The organism is Burkholderia sp. MSMB1826 (genome assembly GCF_001526325.1).
GTDB lineage: Bacteria > Pseudomonadota > Gammaproteobacteria > Burkholderiales > Burkholderiaceae > Burkholderia.
Genome location: NZ_LOYN01000020.1, coordinates 26,699 through 45,679, shown reverse-complemented (window position 1 = coordinate 45,679; position 18,981 = coordinate 26,699). Strand labels below are relative to the sequence as shown.

Sequence of the window (18,981 nt, the reverse complement as noted above, 5' to 3'; positions counted from 1 at the left end):
GATGCCGGGGCGACGCCCGGCGCGTACGATCGTGCGACGCAGCGTCCGCTGCGACACGCCCACCGCCGAGAGACCTCATGACCCCCACCGCGAAGCTCGCGCTGCTCACGTTACCGCCCGTGCTGGCGGCCTGTCTCGGCGCCCTCGCGGCCGCGTGGCGCGCGCCCGGCCCGAAAACCTCGAGCGTGATCCAGCATTTCACCGGCGGCATCGTATTCGCGGCCGCCGCGCTCGAACTGCTGCCGCAGGACCGCGCACATGCGCTGTTTCCGGTCGTCGTCGGCTTCGTGCTCGGGATTGCGCTGATGCTGGCGATTCGCGCGTTGTCTGGTGCGGTCGAGACGCGCTTCGAGGACGCGCGGTTGCCCGTGAGCCTGATCGTCGTCACCGCGATCGACCTCGTCGTCGACGGTCTGGTGCTCGGCATCGCCTTTTCCGCGAGCGACGAAAGCGGCATCATCCTGACCGTCGCGCTGACGCTCGAGGTGCTGTTCCTCGCGCTGTCGGTCAGCGCGGCGCTGGCCGCGGCCGGCATCGGCCGCTTGCTGTCGATCGTCGTGCCGGTCGCGCTCGCGGCGCTGCTGAGCGTCGCGGCCGTTGCGGGCAACGCGGCGTTCGCCGGGCTGCCGGCGAATATCTATGCGGCACTGCTGGGGCTCGGCACGGTCGCGCTGCTGTACCTCGTCACCGAGGAACTGCTGGTCGAGGCGCACGAAGTGCCCGAGACACCGTTCGCGACGGCCTCGTTCTTCATCGGCTTCATCGTGTTCTTCCTGATCGAAGGATCGGTGAAAGCCTGATGAGCCGCGTTCGACGGCGCGACGGCTACCAGGTCGTCGCGCCGGTCGGCCACGTATCGACGATGCGCGTGCCGTTGACCGGCGTGACACCCGCGTTGCGCAGCGCGGTCCACAGGTCGATCGCATGTTCGCGCGATTTTCGCGTACCGTCGTCGGTCAGCACGTTCAGCGCGATCACTTCGTCGCGTGTCGTCAGTTGCAATTGCTCCTTCAGCTTGCGCGACTGATGCGACACGGTACGGACGTCGCCGAGCACGATCCGTTTCGCCGCGACGGTCGACGCGTCGCCGGCATCGGCCGGCACGAACGTCAGCCGGCCAGCGGCGACTTCGCATTGTCCGCGCGCGAACGTCGCGGTCCACGCGCCGGCCGGCACGGCCGCCAACTCGCAGCGCATTCGCTCGTTCGCGCGGCGACCGACGTCGTGCGCCGACGCGTGCGACAGCGCACGTTCCGGCCAGTCTGCCGCCATCGCGGCCGTCGACATCAGGTACGCCGCCAGCACGATCCCTTTCGCGACATTGCGCATCGCACGCTCCTTTTCATCGATGAACGATCAAAGCCCCACGAAGCGGTCGTCGTGCGCATCGACCGGCGGCGACTCGTCGCCGCGACGAACGGTCGCGCGATGAATCGCCCGATGGCGCGCGACGGCGGCCGGGCTCGCCGGGTAGTCGTGAGTCGGGCTCGGGATCGGGATCGCGCCGTCGCGACGCGCGCGCAGCCGTTCCTGAATCACGTCCCGACGGCGCTTCGGCTGCGCGGCCACGACCTGCGAGAAGGCCGCGATCGACGGTGCGACAACGCTAACGGCGATCGCCGGGTGCGGCATGTTCATGTGAACGGCTCCTTATTGGAATGTCTTGAGGAGCCGTCACTTTGATCCCGCGGCGGTGCGGATTCGTGATCGCTTCATGACGGTTTCGTCACCGTTCCGCCATGCACTGCGTGACGAAAATTTCATGTTCCGATCAGGTTCGCGATGCGCCGCGCCGCTACGATCGGAACGGTAGCGGGCCCTGCCCGTTCCCCTCCACGCAGCGGGTCGCCGCCGTACGGCACGATCACGCATTAGGCCCGGACTCGTCGAGTGCCGGGCCGTTTTTTTTACGCGAGTCCGACGATCAGGGCGCGGCGTTGCGCTGCGGGAACAGGCATGGATGCGTTTTCACATACAGGTTCGGATTGCCGCAGCGGTGCCCGGCATAGTCGATCTGCTCGCCAGGCATCGAGGCGGCCGGCGCTGGCTTGCGCACGGCGGCAGGTGCGGTTGCCGCGGCACCGGAGCGTGTCGACGATGCGCAGCTCGAGAGCAACGGAACGATCAGGACTGCGATCAACGCGAAATGAATGGCAGGACGGTGCAATTGTCGATCCGGAATGAAGGCCTGAACAGCGCCGCACGCTATCGACACTGTCGTCGCGATCGGCACGAATGCCGCCGGCGCGGTCGGCCGACGGCAGACCTCATGTTCCGCTTCCCGCTCATCGCACCGATGACGCGAACATGACGGTTGCGTCATGTCGAGCGAGTCCGCACGGTACGCCACCGCGCCCCGCAATCTGACGCATTTTTCATCTCGCGATCACGATCGCGCACGGCCGCTTTCGCATACTGGGTCCATGGTTCGCCACCCGGCGGCCGTGATCAAGGAGAGCACTCGATGAAAACCGCAAAACTCGCAGCATGGTTCGTCACCGCCACGCTGTCGCTCGGCATGGCCGCGCAGGCCGCGCACGCCCAAACGCAAATGCAAGGCAAGTCCCGCTCGCAGGTCGTCAACGAACTGAAACAGGCGCAGCACGACGGTGTCGTGCCGACGAGCAAGACGCAGTACCCGCCGACCGGCGAGATCGTTGCACGCAACAAGGAACTGCACGGGATTTCGGTGCATGGCGGCGAGAAGAGGCCGCAGACCGACAATCACGACGACCTGACCGCGAAGCAATGACGCCCAGCCTCCCGGCCGCGGGCAACGCGCCGCGCGCGGCTGCCTTACGGCGAGCGCGCGGGCGTGTGCGCCCGCGCCGTCAGGCGCCGATGGCGGCCGGCCGTCGCGGAAAGCGCAGCCAGAAGGTCGTGCGGCGACCCGGTTCGCTGTCGACGCCGCATTCGCCGCCGTGATTGTCCATGATCGACCGGACGATCGCGAGGCCGAGCCCGGTGCCCGACGCCGAATCGTGCCGCGACGGATCGACGCGATAAAAGCGCTCGAAAATCCGCCCGACGTGCTCCGCCGCGATGCCGGGCCCCGTATCCGATACGGCGATCGTCGTCGCGCCGCCCTGCTCGACGCAATCGATCGTCACGACGCTGCCGCGCGGCGCATAGGTCAGCGCATTCGACAGCAGGTTGCTCAACGCGCGCTGGTACAGCGTCAGATCCGCATCGACCCACGCATGGCCGTCGACCTTCACCGTCACGCCCGCGTCTTCCGCAAGCGGCTCGTAGTAGCCGGCCACCCGCTCCGCCTCCTCCGCCGCATTCAGGCGCCGCACGTCGATCGACGTGCCGGCCTGCTCCGAACGCGCGAGAAACAGCATGTCCTCGATCATTCGCGACAGCCGCTGGTATTCGTCGATGCTCGACTCGATCACGCTCCGGTATTCGTCCGCGCTGCGCGGTTGCGACAGCACGACCTGCGCGGCCGCCTGCAGGTTCGTCAGCGGCGTGCGCATGTCGTGCGCAAGATTCGACGAGAACTGGCTCAGCCGCGTGAACGATTCGTTCAGCCGCGCGAGCATCCCGTTGAACGCATGCTCGAGTTCCTTCAGCTCGCCCGACGTATCGAGTTCCGGCAGCGGATGCGCGAGCCGGCTCGTCGACATCTGCTCGGCACGCGCCGCGAATCGTCGCAGCGGGCTCAGCCCGAGCGCCGCGATGCCGTATGCGATCGCGGCCGCGAGCACTACGCCGAACACCTCGATCACGACGATCGTATAAGCGTGCGTGCGCAACAGCAGCACGTCGGCGCTGCGGTCGTATTGCACGGCGACGCGCACCACGGGCGCCCCGGCGCCGGCGAGCGGCACGCTCGTCAGCAGATACCGGTGCCGCTCGCCGGGCGCGGCGATGCCGACCGGCACGCGCCCGGCGTTCATCGACAGCAGCGGCGCATACGGACGGAAGCCCGGGGTGCCGACGAGGCGCGCACCGCCGGCATCGAAGATCGCGAGATCCATGTTCGGATGCCCGTGCAACTGGTCGATCCAGATATCGGCGTTGCGCGCGACGTCGGCCGTCGTGCGCGCCTCGGCCAGGTGTGCCCCCAGTGCGGCGGAAATGCCAGCCATCTGCTCGGCCGCCGTGGCTTCGACGCGGTTGCTCAGCGCCTCGTACAGTGCGACGCCGCTCGACGCGAGGATCACCGACGTCGACAGGATGATCAGCGCGGTCAGGCGGCCGCGCAGCGTGCGCGGCAGCAGGCGCGCGATCATGCGGCCGCGCCGCCGCGCGTTTCGAGCACGTAGCCCATCCCGCGCACCGTGTGGATCAGCTTCGGTTCGTACGCGTCGTCGATCTTCGAGCGCAGCCGGCGAATCGCCGAATCGACGACGTTCGTGTCGCTGTTGAAGTTCATGTCCCACACCTGCGACGCGATGGTCGCGCGCGGCAGGATCTCGCCTTCGCGGCGCATCAGCAGCCACAGCAGCGCGAACTCCTTCGCGGTCAGCAGGATCGTGTCGCCCTGCCGCGTGGCCTTGCGGCGCGTCAGGTCGAGTTCGAGATCGGCCACGCGCAGCGTGTTCGAGTCGCGCGGCTGGCCGCGCCGCAGGATCGACTTGATGCGCGCGGTCAGCTCGACGAAATCGAACGGCTTCGCGAGATAGTCGTCCGCGCCGAGTTCGAGCCCCTTCACGCGATCGCCGACGTCGTCGCGCGCGGTGAGGAACAGCACGGGCGTCGACTTGCTGCGCCGCAGGTTCTGCAGCAACGTCCAGCCGTCCTGCCCGGGCAGCATCACGTCGAGTACGAGCAGGTCGTACTCCTCCGTTTCGGCCTGGTGCTGGCCCGTGATGCCGTCCTCGACCCAGTCGACGACGTAGCCGGCCTCGGTCAGGCCCTTGCGCAGATACGCGCCCGTCTTCGGTTCATCCTCGACAATCAGAATTCGCATCACGCATTACCCTTGAAGAAACCCAGCCGGCGCAGCACGCGCGCGCCGACGCCGCCGCGCCACGCCGTGCGCCACGACACCGCATGGCTGACACGGTACAGCACCGGCAGCACCAGCAGCGTCAACGCCGTGGACGACAGGATACCGCCGATCACGACCGTCGCAAGCGGGCGCTGCACCTCGGCGCCGGTGCCGGTCGCGAACGCCATCGGCAGGAAGCCGAGCGACGCGACCAGCGCAGTCATCAGCACGGGCCGCAGCCGCGTGAGCGCGCCGTCGCGCACGGCCGCGTCGAGCGGCATCCCTTCGTCGCGCAGGTTGCGGATGAACGAGATCATCACGAGCCCGTTGAGCACGGCCACGCCGGACAGCGCGATGAAACCGACCGCCGCCGTGATCGACAGCGGAATCCCGCGCAGCCACAGCGACACGACACCGCCGCTCAGCGCGAACGGAATGCCGGTGAACACCAGCAGCCCGTCCTTCACGTTGTTGAACATCACGAACAGCAACACGAACACCATGAACAGCGCGAGCGGCACGACGAGCTTCAGGCGCTCGCTCGCGCTCTGCAGTTGCTCGAATTGCCCGCCCCACGACACCCAGTAACCAGCCGGCACGCGCACGTCCTGCTGCAATTGATCGCGCGCATCGGCGACGAACGAGCCGACGTCGCGGCCGCGCACGTTCGCGCTGACCACCACCCGCCGCTTGCCGTCCTCGCGGCTGATCTGGTTCGGGCCGGGCGCCACGTCGATCGTCGCGAGCTCCGCGAGCGGCACGTACGGGGCTGCGGCGAGCCGCGCGGCGGCGCCCGTGGCCGGCGCGGGCAACGCGATCGGCAGCCGCTTGATCGCCTCGATGTCGGAGCGCAGTTCGTCGGGCAGCCGCACGACGATGTCGAAGCGGCGGTCGCCCTGGAACAGCGTGCCGGCCTTCCGGCCGCCGACGGCCGCGGCCACCGAATCCTGCAGGTCGGCGACGCTCACGCCGTAGCGCGCGAGCTTGTCGCGGTCGAGGTTGACGGTCAGCACCGGCAGGCCCGTGGTCTGCTCGACCTTCACCTCCGACGCGCCCGGCACCTTCTGCAAGGCAGCGGCGATCTGCTCGCCGGTCCGGTTCAGCACGGCCATGTCGTCGCCGAAGAGCTTCACGGCGACGTCGCTGCGCACCCCCGAAATCAGCTCGTTGAAGCGCAGCTGGATCGGCTGCGAGAACTCGTACGCGTTGCCCGGCAGCTCGGCGAGCGCGTCCTCGATCTCGCGCACGAGCCGATCGCGCGGTTTCTTCGGATCGGGCCACGTGTCGGCCGGCTTCAGCATGATGTAGCCGTCCGACAGGTTCGGCGGCATCGGGTCGGCGGCGATCTCGGCCGTGCCGGTGCGCGCGAACACGCGCTCGATCTCGGGGAAGCGCGCCTTCAGCGTCTTCTCGATCGACTTCTGCATCTCGACCGACTGCGACAGGCTCGTGCCGGGAATCCGCAGCGCGGATACGGCCAGATCGCCCTCGTTCAGGCTCGGGATGAACTCGCTGCCGAGGCGCGTCGCCAGCCCCAGCGTGACCAGCACGATCGCGCCCGCCCCGGTCATCACGCGCGCCGGGCGCGTCATGAATGCGGCGAGCACCGGCTCGTACGCGCGCCGCGCCCAGCCCATCAGCCGGTTTTCCGTCTCCTCGACCCGCTCGCCGATGAACAACGCGACGGCCGCCGGAATGAACGTGACGGTCAGCACCATCGCGGCGGCGAGCGCCATCACGACGGTCGTCGCCATCGGGTGGAACATCTTGCCTTCGACGCCGGTCAGCGCGAAGATCGGCAGGTACACCACCATGATGATCAGCTGTCCGAATATCAATGCACGGCGCGCCTCCTGCGATGCGCCGAACACTTCGGCAAAACGCTCCGCGCGCGTGAGCGGCCGCCCGGCCGCCGCCTGCGCATGCGCGAGCCGCCGCACGCAGTTCTCGACGATCACCACCGCGCCGTCCACGATGATCCCGAAGTCGAGCGCGCCGAGACTCATCAGGTTGGCGCTCACCTTAGCGTTGACCATCCCGGTGAAGGTCATCAGCATCGACAGCGGAATCACGAGCGCGGTGATCAGCGCCGCGCGGATGTTGCCGAGGAACAGGAACAGCACGGCAATCACGAGCACCGCGCCTTCGAGCAGGTTCTTCTTCACCGTCGCGACGGCCTTCTCGACGAGCACCGTTCGGTCGTACACCGGAATCGCCTTCACGCCGGCCGGCAGCGTGCGGTTCACGTCCTCCATCTTCGCGGCGACGGCCTTCGACACCGTGCGGCTGTTCTCGCCCATCAGCATGAACACCGTGCCGAGCACGACTTCCTCGCCGTTCGACGTCGCGGCGCCGGTGCGCAGTTCGCGGCCGATGTCGACCGCGCCGATGTCCTTCATCCGCACCGGCACGCCGCCGACGTTGGTCAGCACGATGTTCGCGATGTCGTCGACGGTGCGCGCCTGGCCCGGCACGCGCACCAGATACTGCTCGCCGCGCTTTTCGATGTAGCCGGCGCCGACGTTGTCGTTGTTGCGCTCCAGCGCGCGCACGACGTCGGCGAGCGTCAGCCCGTACGACATCAGCTTTGCCGGGTTCGGCGCGACGCGGTACTCCTTCACGTAGCCGCCGATCGAGTTGACCTCGGTCACACCGCGCACGTTGCGCAACTGCGGCCGCACGACCCAGTCCTGCAGTTCCCGCAGGTCGGCCGCCGTATAGCGCGTGCCGTCGGGCTTGCGCGCGCCGGCGTCGGCCTCGACGGTCCACAGGTAGATCTCGCCGAGGCCCGTCGACGTCGGCCCCATCGCGGGCGCGATGCCGGCCGGCAGCTTGTCCTTCGCTTCCTGAATGCGCTCGTTGACGAGCTGCCGCGCGAAGTAGATGTCGGTGCCGTCCTTGAAGATCACGGTGACCTGCGACAGCCCGTAACGCGAGATCGAGCGCGTCTGCTCCAGCCCCGGCAGCCCGGCCATCGCGGTCTCGACCGGATAGGTGATGCGCTGCTCGGCTTCGAGCGGCGAGTAGCCGGGCGCGGACGTGTTGATCTGCACCTGCACGTTGGTGATGTCGGGCACCGCGTCGATCGGCAGCCGCTGGTAGCTGAACACGCCCAGCGCGGCCACGGCCGCGATCGCCAGCATCACGAGCCAGCGGTGCGCAATCGCGAAGCGGATCAGGCGCTCAAACATGTCGGGATTCCTTGAAGCGGAGCACGGACGTCCTCACCGGACGGGCCGCGCGGCCGGTCGACCGGCCGCTCGGAAAGCAGGCCGCATGAAGGGCCGCCAGTCGCGCCACGGCGCTCGCGTATTGCCGCTCATTCATGTTCCGCGCTCCCCTTGCCAAGTTCCGCCTTCAGCACGAAGCTGTTCGACGCCGCGTATTCCTGGCCGGGCTGGAGCCCCTTCAGCACTTCGATCGCGCGTTCGTCGCGCCGCCCCGTCTCGACCGGCTGCGCGACGAACCCCTTCGGCGAGCGCACGAACACCGACGGCGCGCCGTCGACGTCCTGCAGCGCGTCGCTCGCGACCGCGAGCGGCACATCCTGCCTGCCCGCATCGACCGACACGTTCACGAACATCCCCGGGCGCCACACGCGGTCCGGGTTCGGCAGCACGACGCGCGCCGGCGCGGTGCGCGTCTGTTCGCCGAGCAGCGACCCCACGTAGGCGATCGGGCCGCTCGAACGCGATTCGAACGCGGTCGCGATCACCGTCGCGTCACGGCCGACGCGCACGTCGTCGAGCCGCTGCGCGGGCACCGCCATCTCGGCCCACACGGTGGACAGGTCGGAAATCACGAACAGGCTCGCGTCGGCGGCGATCGCCTCGCCGGGCGTCGCATGCTTCTCGACGATCGTGCCCGCGAACGGCGCGCGCAGTTCATAACGGTTCAGCGCGCCCGCGCCGACCGGCGCGTTCAGCGCGGCGAGCTTCTGCCGCGCGTTCTGCACGGCGATCTCGGCCTCGCGCAACTGCACCTGGGCCTGCTGATAATCCTGCTCGGCCGAAATACGCTCCTTCCACAGCGTACGTTCGCGCTCGTAGGTCGCGCGCGCCCCCGTCAGCCGGCGCTCGGCCGTCAGCAACTCGCTGCGGCGGTCGGCCAGGTCGGTGCTCGCGATCACGGCGAGCACCTGCCCCTTCGCGACGTTCTGCCCGAGCGACACCGACACCTGCTCGACGATGCCGGCCACGCGCGGCACCACGTGCGCGGTGCGGTCCTCGTTGAACTTGATCTCGCCCGGCAACTGGAACGGCGTCGCGATCCGCGCGGGGCCGGCCTTCGCAAGCGCGATCCTCGACGTCGCGAGTTGCGCGTCGCTCAGCGCGATCGCACCGTCGGCGCGCGCGAACGGGAACGACGCGACATCGTTGCCGGCTTTCACGTCGATCGTCGCATCGAACACGTGCGGCTTCGCGATCGACTGCGCCGACACGAACTTCGAGCCGGCTGCGTCGAACCGCAACGGTTCGTGCGTGCGGTCGTACCGCACCAGCGTGCCGGACACGGTCACGCCATCGACCGCCGGCCTGCCGTCGACGAACGGATAGACGACGAGCCGCGCGTCGCCGGGCTTTTCCGTCATCACGATCTCGACCGACAGCTTGCCGCGCTCGAGCACGACGCCGCCGCGCGCGCCGGCGCCCTCGGCCGGCTGTGCGACTTCGGCGGCCGTCGGCGCCGATGCGCTGCCGCCGCCCCACGCGACGGCGAGCGCGCCGATCACGATCCCTGCGCCGCCGAGCACGGCGGCCGCCATGACGAAGATTCTGCTGCGTGACATGATGATCCTTCAGGTGAGAGCGGCGCTCAGCGCGCGACGGCCGCGAGCGGCGTGCCGACGAGCCGGCCGATATCGGCGCGGGCCGCATGGGCGCCGGCGAGCGCACGGACGTATTGCGACTGGCCCTGGAACAGCGTGCGCTGCGCGTCGAGCACGTCGAGGAAGCTGAACTTGCCGAGTTCGTAGCCGCGCGACATCGCATCGAGTGCGAGACGCGCGGCCGGCAGGATGTCGGATTTCAGCCGCTGCGCTTCCTGCTCGGCGGCCTCGAAATTCGCGTACGCCTGCGTGAGTTCCAGCCTCAGGCGCGTGCGTTCGCGATCGAGATCGGCGTTCGCGCGCTCGGCCTTGTGCGTCGCCTCGAGCAACGCACCCCGGTTCGTGTTGAACAGCGGAATCGGAATCGATACGCCGACCACGGCCTGATTGTCGGGCACGCCGCCCGTGGTCACGCGCTTCACGCCCGCGCTGACCGTCACGTCCGGAACGCGCCGCGCGCGTTCGAGCGACACGGCCGCATTCGAGCGCAGCAGCTCGGCGCGCGCGATGCGCGCGAGCGGCGCGTCGTCGAGCTGCGCGGTCAATGTGGACAGCGGCTCGACCGGCGGCACGTCTTCCAGGTCGCCGCGCACCGCGAGCCGGTCGTCGCGCGCTTCGCCCATCACGGCGTTCAGCTTCTCGCGCGCGACCTCGACACGGCCGCGCGCGGTCGCCACTTCGATCTGCACGCCGGCCGCCGCGACCTGCGCCTTCGTCGCCTCGACCGGCGACACCTTGCCGGCCTGCGCGCGGCGCCCCGCGAGATCCGCGGAGCGCGCGGCGATCGCGGCCGATTCCTCGGTCACCTGAAGCTGGCGCTGCGCGGCGAGCAGCCCGTAGAACGCGGCGATCACGTCGGCGCGCACCGCGGCGCCCTGCTCGTCGAGCGAGGCGTTCGCCGCCTCGCGGCCGTACGACGCGACGTCGAGCCGCGCGCGACGCTTGCCGCCCAGTTCGATGGCCTGGCTGATCGTCGCGGTGGACGTGCGTTCGGCGCGGCTGAAGCCTTCCTGCAGAAACGACACTTCGGGATTCGGGCGCGCGCCGGCCTGCATCAGCGCGCCGATCGACGCGTCGACGTCCGCGCGCGCGCCGCGCAACGCCGGATTGTTCCGCGCCGCGACCGCGAGCGCATCGGACAGCGTCAACGACGGCGCAGGCAGCGCGCCGGACGGCGGTGCGCCGATCGGCGTCGCGCTGGCGGCCGAGGTCGCGGCCGGCCCTGGCGTCGGCGATGGCTGTGCATGAGCCGCCGCGGCCATCGCGAAGACGATGGCCGCGACGAGGTTTAGCTTGAGCATGTTCGGTTCTGCGGTAACGGTTTGCGACCGATGCTACGGACCGGCCGCAGTGCGAACATGAGGCGAAGATGATATTTCCGTCATGTCGGGCGCGGCGGCACGCCGGCGTGCGTCGCGCCGCGAGAACGGCATGCCGCGTCGAGGATCGGAAGGACGGGTTGAACGTACGGCGCGACGCGCGGCACGGAAGATTGCAGGTCGTCGGGGAATCGAAGCGTGTGCGGTGTACGCGGCAGGCCCGCGCACCCGGATCAGGCGAGCCCTTGCTTCGCGCGCCGCCGCTGCACGAGCCAGTCGAGCAGTTGTCGCCCGTCGCGTTCGCCGAACCAGCGCGCGTGCCCGATCAGGTAGCCGTCGTACGCGATGTCGACGATCGCCGGCGCATCGATGATGCAGCCGAAATACGCGACTTCCGACAGCGCGAACTCCGTATGCACGATCGGCAGCAGCGCGACCAGCGCCGCATACGCGTCGTCGCTCAACGGTTCGAGCGATTCGTAGCCGTCGAGCAGCGCGTCGATCTGGTCGTATTCGACGCGCCGCGCATCGGCCGGCGCCATCCAGTCGACCGTATTGCGCTCGATCGCGAGCGCGAGGTCCATGACCGCGCAGGTGCGGTCCGACAAGCCGAAATCGAGCACGGTCCGGACCTGCGCGCCGGGCCCCGCGTCGGTCCACAGCAGGTTCGACGCGTGCCAGTCGCCGTGCGTCCACAGCGGCGGCAGCGCCGGCAGCAGCGGCACGAGGCGCGCGTGATACGGGCCGATCGCGTGGGCCACGTCGCCACGCCAGTCGCGCGAGCCGAGCGCGCGCACGAGCAGCGGCTGCGCGGCGACCCAGCGCTCAAGCGCGCCCGCCAGATCGGCGCACGACAGCACGCGAAAGCTCGACAGCAGCGTGCGCACGGGCCGCGCGGGCGCATCGTAGCCGGCCGACGCGCGATGCAGCTCGGCCAGCGCGCGGCCGGCCGCATACGCATGCGATGGATGCGTGAACGGCTGCCACGACATCACGCCGCGATACGGATCGACGCCGGGTGCGAGCACGTGCACCTCGTACGTCCATTCGCCGGACGCGAACGCGGTCGCACCGTTGCGATCGGCCAGCACGTCCACCACCGGCATCCCGCGTGCGCGCAAATGCGCGATGAAGCGATGCTCTTCCTCGAGCCCGGCGACATCGCGCAGGCTCGCGTGATGACGCTTGACGAACAACCCGCGCCCGTCGGCCATCCGCACCAGCACGGCGGCCGCGAACTGCCGCGGGCTGTGCCACGTCAGCCGCACCGGTTCGCCCGCGCCGTCGATCCGCGCGAGCACGGCCGCCACTTCGTCGTGCGTGATCAGCGGCCAGTCGCGTTCGGCCTGCTCGCCGTCCACGCCGAATTGCGGCGGCGCGACGTCGCGCGACAGGGGGCCGTCCGGCTCGAGGGGGAATGACATGAACGGCGTTGCTCCGTAGTTGAATCCGTGCGCGGATCAGCGCGCGCCGCCGCCCGATGCGAGCGGGCCGCCGGCGGCCGCGCGCAATGCGGCGGCCGTCCGGCTCCAGTCGCGCCAGCCAACGACGGCCAGGCCGATGAACAGCGCATAGAGTCCGGCCGTCAGATACAGTTCCTTGAACACGAACATCCCGACGTACACGACGTTCACGACGATCCACAGCCCCCACGACGCGATGTAGCGCCGTGCGGTCCAGTATTGCGCGACGAGGCTGAACGCGGTCAGCGACGCATCGACGAACGGCAGCGCCGCGTCGGTCCAGCGCGCCATCATCCCGCCGAGCAGCGCGCTGCCGACGACGGCCGCGATCAGGTCGGGCAGCATCTGCCGGGGCCGCACGCCGGTCACGGGTGCGACGTCGCCGGCCGGCGCCGCCTGGCCGTCGGCACCGCCGGCGGCCTCGCTCGCGCGCTGCGCGAGCCAGCGCTGCCAGCCATACACCTGCAGCACCGCGAACGCGCCCTGCAGCAGCATGTCGGAATACAGCTTCGCGTCGAAGAAGATCCAGCCGTACAGCGCGACCGACGCAAGGCCGACCGGCCAGCACAGCATGCGCCGTTTCGCGGTCAGCCAGATCGCGAGCGCGCTGACGATCACGCCGGCGATTTCGAGTGTGGACATCGTCTGTGCTCTCCTGGTGGGCTGCCGGGGCCGCGCATCACGCGGCCGATTCCGGTCGGTCAGAAATCATAGGTCAACGACACGCGCGCGGTGCGCGGCGCACCCGGGAACAGGTACGCATCGCCCTGCTGCTCGCCTGCGTCGCGCCAGTAGAACTTGTCGAACAGATTGTCCACCGATACGCGCAACACCGTGCGATGGCCGCCGATCTTCGTCGTATAACGCGCGCCGAGATTGAACACGAACCACGACGGCACCCGCGCGGTGCCTTCCTCGTTCGCGTTGCGCGCCGCGCTGTATTCCACGCCACCGAGCACGTTCAGGCCCGCGACGCCCGGCACCGCGTAGTCCGCATACAGCGACGCGCGCAGCGCGGGCACGTTGATGATCTGGTGCCCTTCGTACGCCGGCGACCCCGAATCGACCGCGCGGGCGCGAATCGCCGCGACGCTGGCCGTCAGCCCCAGCCGCTCGGTCACGCGCCCGGCCGCGCCGAGCTCGATGCCCTGGTGCCGCTGCGTGCCGCGCTGCACGAACGTGTAGGTCGTGCCCGATGCGTCCGGGTCGGCGAACTGGAACGGCTTGCTGATCGAGAACACGGCGGCCGTGAGGCTCAGCCGGTCGAGCCAGTCGTACTTCGCGCCGACCTCGAACTGGTGCGATTCGACGGGCGGCAGGAACGCATACGCGTTGGTCGCGCGTACGGGGGCCTGATCGCCGAGCGACAGCGCCTTGCTGTACGACGCATACAGCGACAGCACGTCCACCGGCTTGTAGACGAGCGCGACCTGCGGCAGGAACACCGAGCGGTCGGTGTGCGTCGTATCGCCGTCGAGGCTGCTCCAGCTGCGCTGGCGCAGCAGCACTTCCTTGCCGCCCGCGAGCACCTGCCAGTGTTCGCCGATGCCGATGCGGTCGAGTCCGAACACGCCGTACTGCCACGCATCGAGGCGCGGATACGACGGCCCGGGCGAATTCGGCGACGGCGAGAAGGTCAGGTCCGGCCCGTAGACGTTCTCGCTGCCCACGTAGTCGTACACGGCGTCGGCCATGTGCACGACGCGGCGCTGCACGCTCACGCCGAGCGTCAGCTCGTGCCGCAGCGGCCCCGTCGCGAACTTGCCCGTCGTGACCGCGCGCAGCTCGTCGTTGCGCCGGTATTCGCCGGGACTGCGGAAGTCGTACACGTCGTAGTCGCCGTTCGCGCCGAAGAAGAACGGCGACGTCGCGCCGGCCGCGCAGCTTGCCGCGTAATAGCAGCCGTACGCGAACGCGCTGTTGTCGTCGATCATCGTGCGGCTACGGCCGGCGGCGACGTAGGCCTTCCAGTCGTCGTTGAACCGGTAGTCGAAGCGTGCGTTCAGGTTCAGCGCATCGGTCGTCACCGGTTTCGCCCACGGCTGCGTGCCGAGCGCCTTCGACGTCGTCTTGACCGACGGCACGACGGTGCCGCCGAGCAACTGGTAGCCGGGCGCGGAACGCTGGATCCACTGCTGGAATTCGGCGTTGAACTGCAGGCTCGCGCGCGGGCCGATGTCCCAGTCGGCGGCGATCGAGCCGAACGTGCGCCGCCCGTTCGTGCCGTCGATGTAGGAGTGCATGTTCTCCTTCGCCGCATTGATCCGGAACCCGAACTGATGGTCGGGGCCGAAGCGGCGGCCGAGATCGACGGCCGCCGACGTCGAGCCGCGGCTGTCGACGCCGCCCGTCACGCTCGCGACGTTCGCGGAGCGCTTGGTCACGAAGTTGATCACGCCGCCCGGCGCGACGACGCCGCCGTCGATGCCCGCGAGTCCTTTCAGGATCTCGACGCGCTCCTTGTTCTCGAGCGGCACGTTCTGCTCGCCGGACACCGTCAGCCCGTCGATCCGGATCGCGCTCGCGAGATCGACCGGAAAGCCGCGGATCGCGAAGCCTTCGAAATAGCCGACCGGCGCATAGTCGTTGACGATCGACGCATCGTTGCGCACGACGTCGCTCAAGCGCTTCGCCTGCTGATCGTCGATCAGCGCGCGCGTGACGACGTTCACCGACGCCGGCGTGTCGCGCAGCGGCGCGTCGTCGAGCCCCGCGACCGACGCTTCGCGCGCCCGCAGCGAGCGGCCGCGCTCGCCGCTCACCGCGATCGCGGGCAGCGTCGTGCTGCCGCTCGCGTCGGCGCCCGGCGCGGGCGTGTCGCCCGGTGCGGCGGCAGCCTGCGCCGCGAAAAGCGTGACGCCGAGACCGACACCGAGCCCGACCTTCGTGCGCCTCCGCCGTGCGGGCGCCGCTGTTGTTCTATTCACCGTCATTGTTCTGGATGGAAAACTCGCCACTCGACCCTGTCGAAACCCGTTGGAAGCTGCGAAGCGTGCACCCGCCGCCGCGCCCGTCGCCGGACGCGTGCGTCGACGCGATATTCATCGGACGAACCGGACCATGCGGCGCGCAAGCGGGCCGGCCGGTCGGAACAGCGCAGGATGGGGCATCGGATTCGATGACGCGCCGGCAACGACGCAGCGGCCGACGGGTCCGTCGGGTGCCTGTCGGCCGGCCGGCTGCCTCGCGCGATCGTGTCACGCGGGGGACGCTTCGAACGCCCCGGTGCGAGCGGCGGGCACTCGCGCCGGCCGTTCGTCGGAACGGCGGCCTGCCCGGCGCGCGACATCGCGGCGTGGCGCGCATTTTACCCCGGGCGGGGCACAGGGCCGAGGAATCGGGCGGAACGGGAAACCGAGAAGCCGGCGACCGGAATCGCGGTTCGGGCGGCGCGACGGCGGCGACGATGCGGGCGCGATTCGCGCCGCGCGCGCCGGCCCCCGACACCGGCGTCATCGTGCGCCGGGCGGATGTCTGGAACCGGCGCGGGAAGGGCGGCCCGCTACCGGTTCGCCGGCCGTTCGCTTTAGCCCCCCGCATCGTCACCGTCCATGCCGAGCAGTTTCTCGACGGGCTGGTTCATCGAATCGGTCGACGCTATCGTCGACCCGGACGGCATCCGAAAAAAGCAGCAGTTGCGCGCGCTTTTCGCGCGGCAGGCTGCCCGCGGTCGCCTGTCGCAAGCGCGTCAGCAATCGAGCACGAGCGGCTCCGTGGCCCCTTGTACGGGCCGCGCGACGCACGGCAGCGCGCAGCCGGGTGCGACCGGCGCATCGGGCGTCTGCGCGTAGTCGACCGCGCCCGACAGCACGCGCGTCGCGCACGTGCCGCACGAACCGGCGCGGCATTCGGACGGCACGGCCACGCGCTGCCCTTCCGCGAATTCGAGCAGCGTGCCGTCGGCGGGTGTCCATGCGGCTTCGCGCCCCGTGCGCCGGAACACGACGGGCACGCTTGCCGCCGCAGGCGCGGCGGCCGCGCGAGTCGCACTGCGCGAGACGCTCGATGGCCCGAACGCCTCGAAACGGATGCGCTCGTCCGGCACGTTCAGCGCGCGCAGCCCGTCGTACAGGTCGCGCATGAACGCCGACGGCCCGCACAGGTAGAAGTCGTAGTCGTCGAACCACAGGATCCGCTTCAGTTGCCCGACGTCGATGCGACCTGCCCGCGCGGCCGCCCCTTCTTGAGGATGACTATCGAACCAGTGAAGCGACGCGCGCGCATCGGCGGCCGCGATGCGCGCCAGTTCCGCGGCAAACGGCCGGTCGGCCGCTTCGCGTGCGCCGTGCACGAACACGACGCGGCGCGACGGCGCGTCGTCGGCCAGTGCCCGGCGCAGCATCGCGACCATCGGCGTGATGCCGATGCCGGCCGACACGAGCACAGCCGGGCGCGGGCTCGCGAGATCGAACGCGAAGCGGCCGCGCGGCATCTGCGCGTCGAGCGTGATGCCCACCCGCGCATGATCGTGCAGCCATGCCGATACGCGCCCCTCGCGCTTCACGGTGATCCGGTAATGCGTGCCGCCGGGTGCGTCGGACAGCGTGTAGCTGCGCATCGACGGCGCGTCGCTGCCCGGCAATGCGATGCGCAGCGTCAGGTGTTGACCGGCTTCGTACGCAGGCAATGCGCCACCATCCGCCGGCTCGAAATGGAACGACCGGATCGCGCGCGCCTCGTCGACGATCTTCGCGATGCGCAGCGGCCGCCATGCGGGCGCCGATGCCGGCGCGACCGCGGCCTGCACGGGCCCGGCCGTTGCCGCGGCGCCGCCCGACGACGACGCCATCGCCGCGAACTGCGGCGCGCGCTCGACCGCCGACCACCGGAACGGCAGCACCGCCCGCATGCGCCGCACTTCCCGCACATGGAAGCGCACGACGCGTTGCGCACCGTCGAACGACGCGACGACCGGCCCATCCCACACGATCTCCGCGTGCGCGGCGACATACAGCACATCGCCGCCGTCGAAATCGACGAACAGCAGCCCCGCGCGCGGATCGTGCTGCAGGTTGCCGAGCGTGTTGAAGAACCGGTTGCCGCTGAAATCGGGCGTCGTCAGCGTGCGTGCATCGTCGACGCGCACGAAGCCCGGCATCCCGCCGCGATGCGACACGTCCGCGCCGTGCGCCGCGCCCGCGTCGGGCGACGTGTTCGCGCTCGCGACGAAGAACGTGTCGGCCTGCGCGAGCAGCGCGCGGTCCGCGTCGCTCAGCGCGTCCGACACGTCGGGCGCGACGGATGCGTCGACGTCCCGCGCAATGAAGGTCGGCTTGCGGCCCTGGATGTACTTCGCGCAATTACCGAAGCTCTGCTCGACCGCGATCGTCAGCGCCTCGCCGTCCACCGTGCGCACGACGCCGTTCACGCGATTGCGCCGCCGCGTATCGAATTCGATCCCGAGCCCGCCGAGCGGCGCGCCCGCCCGCCACGCGCCGGCCAGCGGGTCGCCCGGCAGCGCGCGCGCCGCGATGCGCAGCGTGCGGGCGTCCGGCGACGTGACGAAACCCGGCGCGCCGACCCGCAGCGTCGCCCATGGCTGCCCATGCGCATCGACGCCGCCGAGCACGAAGAACGGCAGTTGCGCGAAAAAAGTCCGGTGCTGGTCCGGCATGAAACGCCGGATGCCGCGCCGACCGGCCGCGCCCGCCGCGTCCGTCACGCCTGCGCGCTGCTGCACGGCGAGCTCGCCCGCGTGAAACGGCGGGGTCTCGAGGTCCCAGCCCGGTACGACGGCGCTCGGCGCATTCATTGCGTTCTCCTGAACAGGTGCGGTGGCCGCGCGTCAAGCGGCGAGCAGGCCCGCGCGCGTCGTCGGCATCGCGACGAAGCCCGGCAACGCCTCGATACGCGCCAGCCACGCGCGCACGTGCGGATACGGTTCGAGCGACACGCCGCCTTCCGGTGCGTGCGCGATGTACGTGTACGCGGCGACGTCCGCGATCGTCGGCTGCGCGCCAGCCGCGAACGGCTTGCCGGCCAGCTCGCGATCGATCACGTCGAGCACCTTCGCGGCCGTGCGCTTGGCCGCTTCCGGGTCGAGCTGCGCGCCGAACACGGTCACGAGCCGCGCGGCGGCCGGGCCCGACGCGATCGGGCCGGCCGCGTACGACAACCAGCGCTGCACGACGGCCGCGCCGACCGGATCGTCGGGCAGCCAGTGCGCGTCGCCGTAGCGCTTCGCGAGGTACACGAGGATCGCGTTCGAATCGGCGATCACGGTGCCGCCGTCGTCGATCACCGGCACCTGCCCGAGCGGATTGAGCGCGAGAAACGCCGGTTCGCGCTGCGCGCCGGCCGCGAGATCGACGTCGACGGTCGTGGACGGCAGCCCGAGCAGCGACAGGAACAACCGGACACGGTGCGCGTGCCCGGACAACAGGAACGAATAGACGCGGATCGGCGAAGCAGGCTTGCTGGCGGCAGACATGA

15 protein-coding genes are annotated in these 18,981 nt (G+C 70.0%); 2 read left to right on the top strand and 13 right to left on the bottom strand.

The features are described from left to right. Positions 1-77: 77 nt before the first annotated feature. A complete protein-coding gene (locus WS95_RS11690) occupies positions 78-800 on the top strand; it encodes a ZIP family metal transporter (protein WP_059823929.1) in 723 nt (240 codons plus the stop codon). A gap of 25 nt (positions 801-825) precedes the next feature. Here WS95_RS11690 and WS95_RS11685 read toward each other — a convergent pair whose 3' ends face one another. The 3 genes from WS95_RS11685 to WS95_RS11675 all read right to left on the bottom strand — a co-directional run bounded on the left by WS95_RS11685 (position 826) and on the right by WS95_RS11675 (position 2,323). Beyond that, entirely contained in the window at positions 826-1,329 is a 504-nt protein-coding gene (locus tag WS95_RS11685) for a hypothetical protein (RefSeq protein WP_059823927.1), read from the bottom strand. A 27-nt stretch (positions 1,330-1,356) separates the two neighbouring features. Further along, a complete protein-coding gene (locus WS95_RS11680) occupies positions 1,357-1,638 on the bottom strand; it encodes a hypothetical protein (protein WP_034205390.1) in 282 nt (93 codons plus the stop codon). 286 nt (positions 1,639-1,924) lie between these two features. Next, complete coding sequence (locus tag WS95_RS11675) at positions 1,925-2,323, bottom strand: hypothetical protein (RefSeq protein ID WP_257139723.1); 399 nt, start codon at positions 2,321-2,323, stop codon at positions 1,925-1,927. A 141-nt stretch (positions 2,324-2,464) separates the two neighbouring features. Here WS95_RS11675 and WS95_RS11670 point away from each other — a divergent pair, with 141 nt between their 5' ends. Then, positions 2,465-2,752 carry a DUF4148 domain-containing protein gene (locus WS95_RS11670; RefSeq protein WP_059823926.1) on the top strand — a complete coding sequence of 96 codons (288 nt, stop codon included), beginning with the start codon at positions 2,465-2,467 and terminating at the stop codon, positions 2,750-2,752. A 79-nt stretch (positions 2,753-2,831) separates the two neighbouring features. Here WS95_RS11670 and WS95_RS11665 read toward each other — a convergent pair whose 3' ends face one another. The 10 genes from WS95_RS11665 to WS95_RS11620 form a co-directional block, all read right to left on the bottom strand. Then, positions 2,832-4,238, bottom strand: a complete 1,407-nt coding sequence (locus WS95_RS11665; RefSeq protein WP_059823924.1) for a heavy metal sensor histidine kinase — start codon at positions 4,236-4,238, stop codon at positions 2,832-2,834. After that, positions 4,235-4,918, bottom strand: coding sequence for a heavy metal response regulator transcription factor IrlR (irlR, locus tag WS95_RS11660; RefSeq protein ID WP_034205392.1), 684 nt, complete (start codon positions 4,916-4,918; stop codon positions 4,235-4,237). The genes WS95_RS11665 and irlR overlap by 4 nt, the downstream gene beginning before the upstream one ends. Further along, positions 4,918-8,130, bottom strand: coding sequence for an efflux RND transporter permease subunit (locus WS95_RS11655; RefSeq protein ID WP_059823921.1), 3,213 nt, complete (start codon positions 8,128-8,130; stop codon positions 4,918-4,920). Before WS95_RS11655 ends, irlR begins: the two co-directional genes overlap by 1 nt. Positions 8,131-8,258: 128 nt before the next feature. Next, positions 8,259-9,728 carry an efflux RND transporter periplasmic adaptor subunit gene (locus WS95_RS11650; protein ID WP_059823919.1) on the bottom strand — a complete coding sequence of 490 codons (1,470 nt, stop codon included), beginning with the start codon at positions 9,726-9,728 and terminating at the stop codon, positions 8,259-8,261. A 26-nt stretch (positions 9,729-9,754) separates the two neighbouring features. Then, positions 9,755-11,068 carry a TolC family protein gene (locus tag WS95_RS11645; RefSeq protein WP_059823917.1) on the bottom strand — a complete coding sequence of 438 codons (1,314 nt, stop codon included), beginning with the start codon at positions 11,066-11,068 and terminating at the stop codon, positions 9,755-9,757. 251 nt (positions 11,069-11,319) lie between these two features. Further along, positions 11,320-12,510, bottom strand: coding sequence for a phosphotransferase enzyme family protein (locus tag WS95_RS11640; RefSeq protein WP_059823915.1), 1,191 nt, complete (start codon positions 12,508-12,510; stop codon positions 11,320-11,322). Positions 12,511-12,546: 36 nt separating this feature from the next. Next, entirely contained in the window at positions 12,547-13,191 is a 645-nt protein-coding gene (pnuC, locus tag WS95_RS11635; protein ID WP_059823914.1) for a nicotinamide riboside transporter PnuC, read from the bottom strand. Positions 13,192-13,250: 59 nt separating this feature from the next. Continuing rightward, on the bottom strand, positions 13,251-15,482 hold the full coding sequence (locus WS95_RS11630) for a TonB-dependent siderophore receptor (protein ID WP_059823912.1): 2,232 nt from the start codon (positions 15,480-15,482) through the stop codon (positions 13,251-13,253). A gap of 755 nt (positions 15,483-16,237) precedes the next feature. Beyond that, complete coding sequence (locus tag WS95_RS11625; RefSeq protein ID WP_059823910.1) at positions 16,238-18,301, bottom strand: pyridoxamine 5'-phosphate oxidase family protein; 2,064 nt, start codon at positions 18,299-18,301, stop codon at positions 16,238-16,240. A gap of 33 nt (positions 18,302-18,334) precedes the next feature. Then, on the bottom strand, positions 18,335-18,979 hold the full coding sequence (locus WS95_RS11620; RefSeq protein WP_059823909.1) for a glutathione S-transferase family protein: 645 nt from the start codon (positions 18,977-18,979) through the stop codon (positions 18,335-18,337). Positions 18,980-18,981 lie beyond the last annotated feature (2 nt).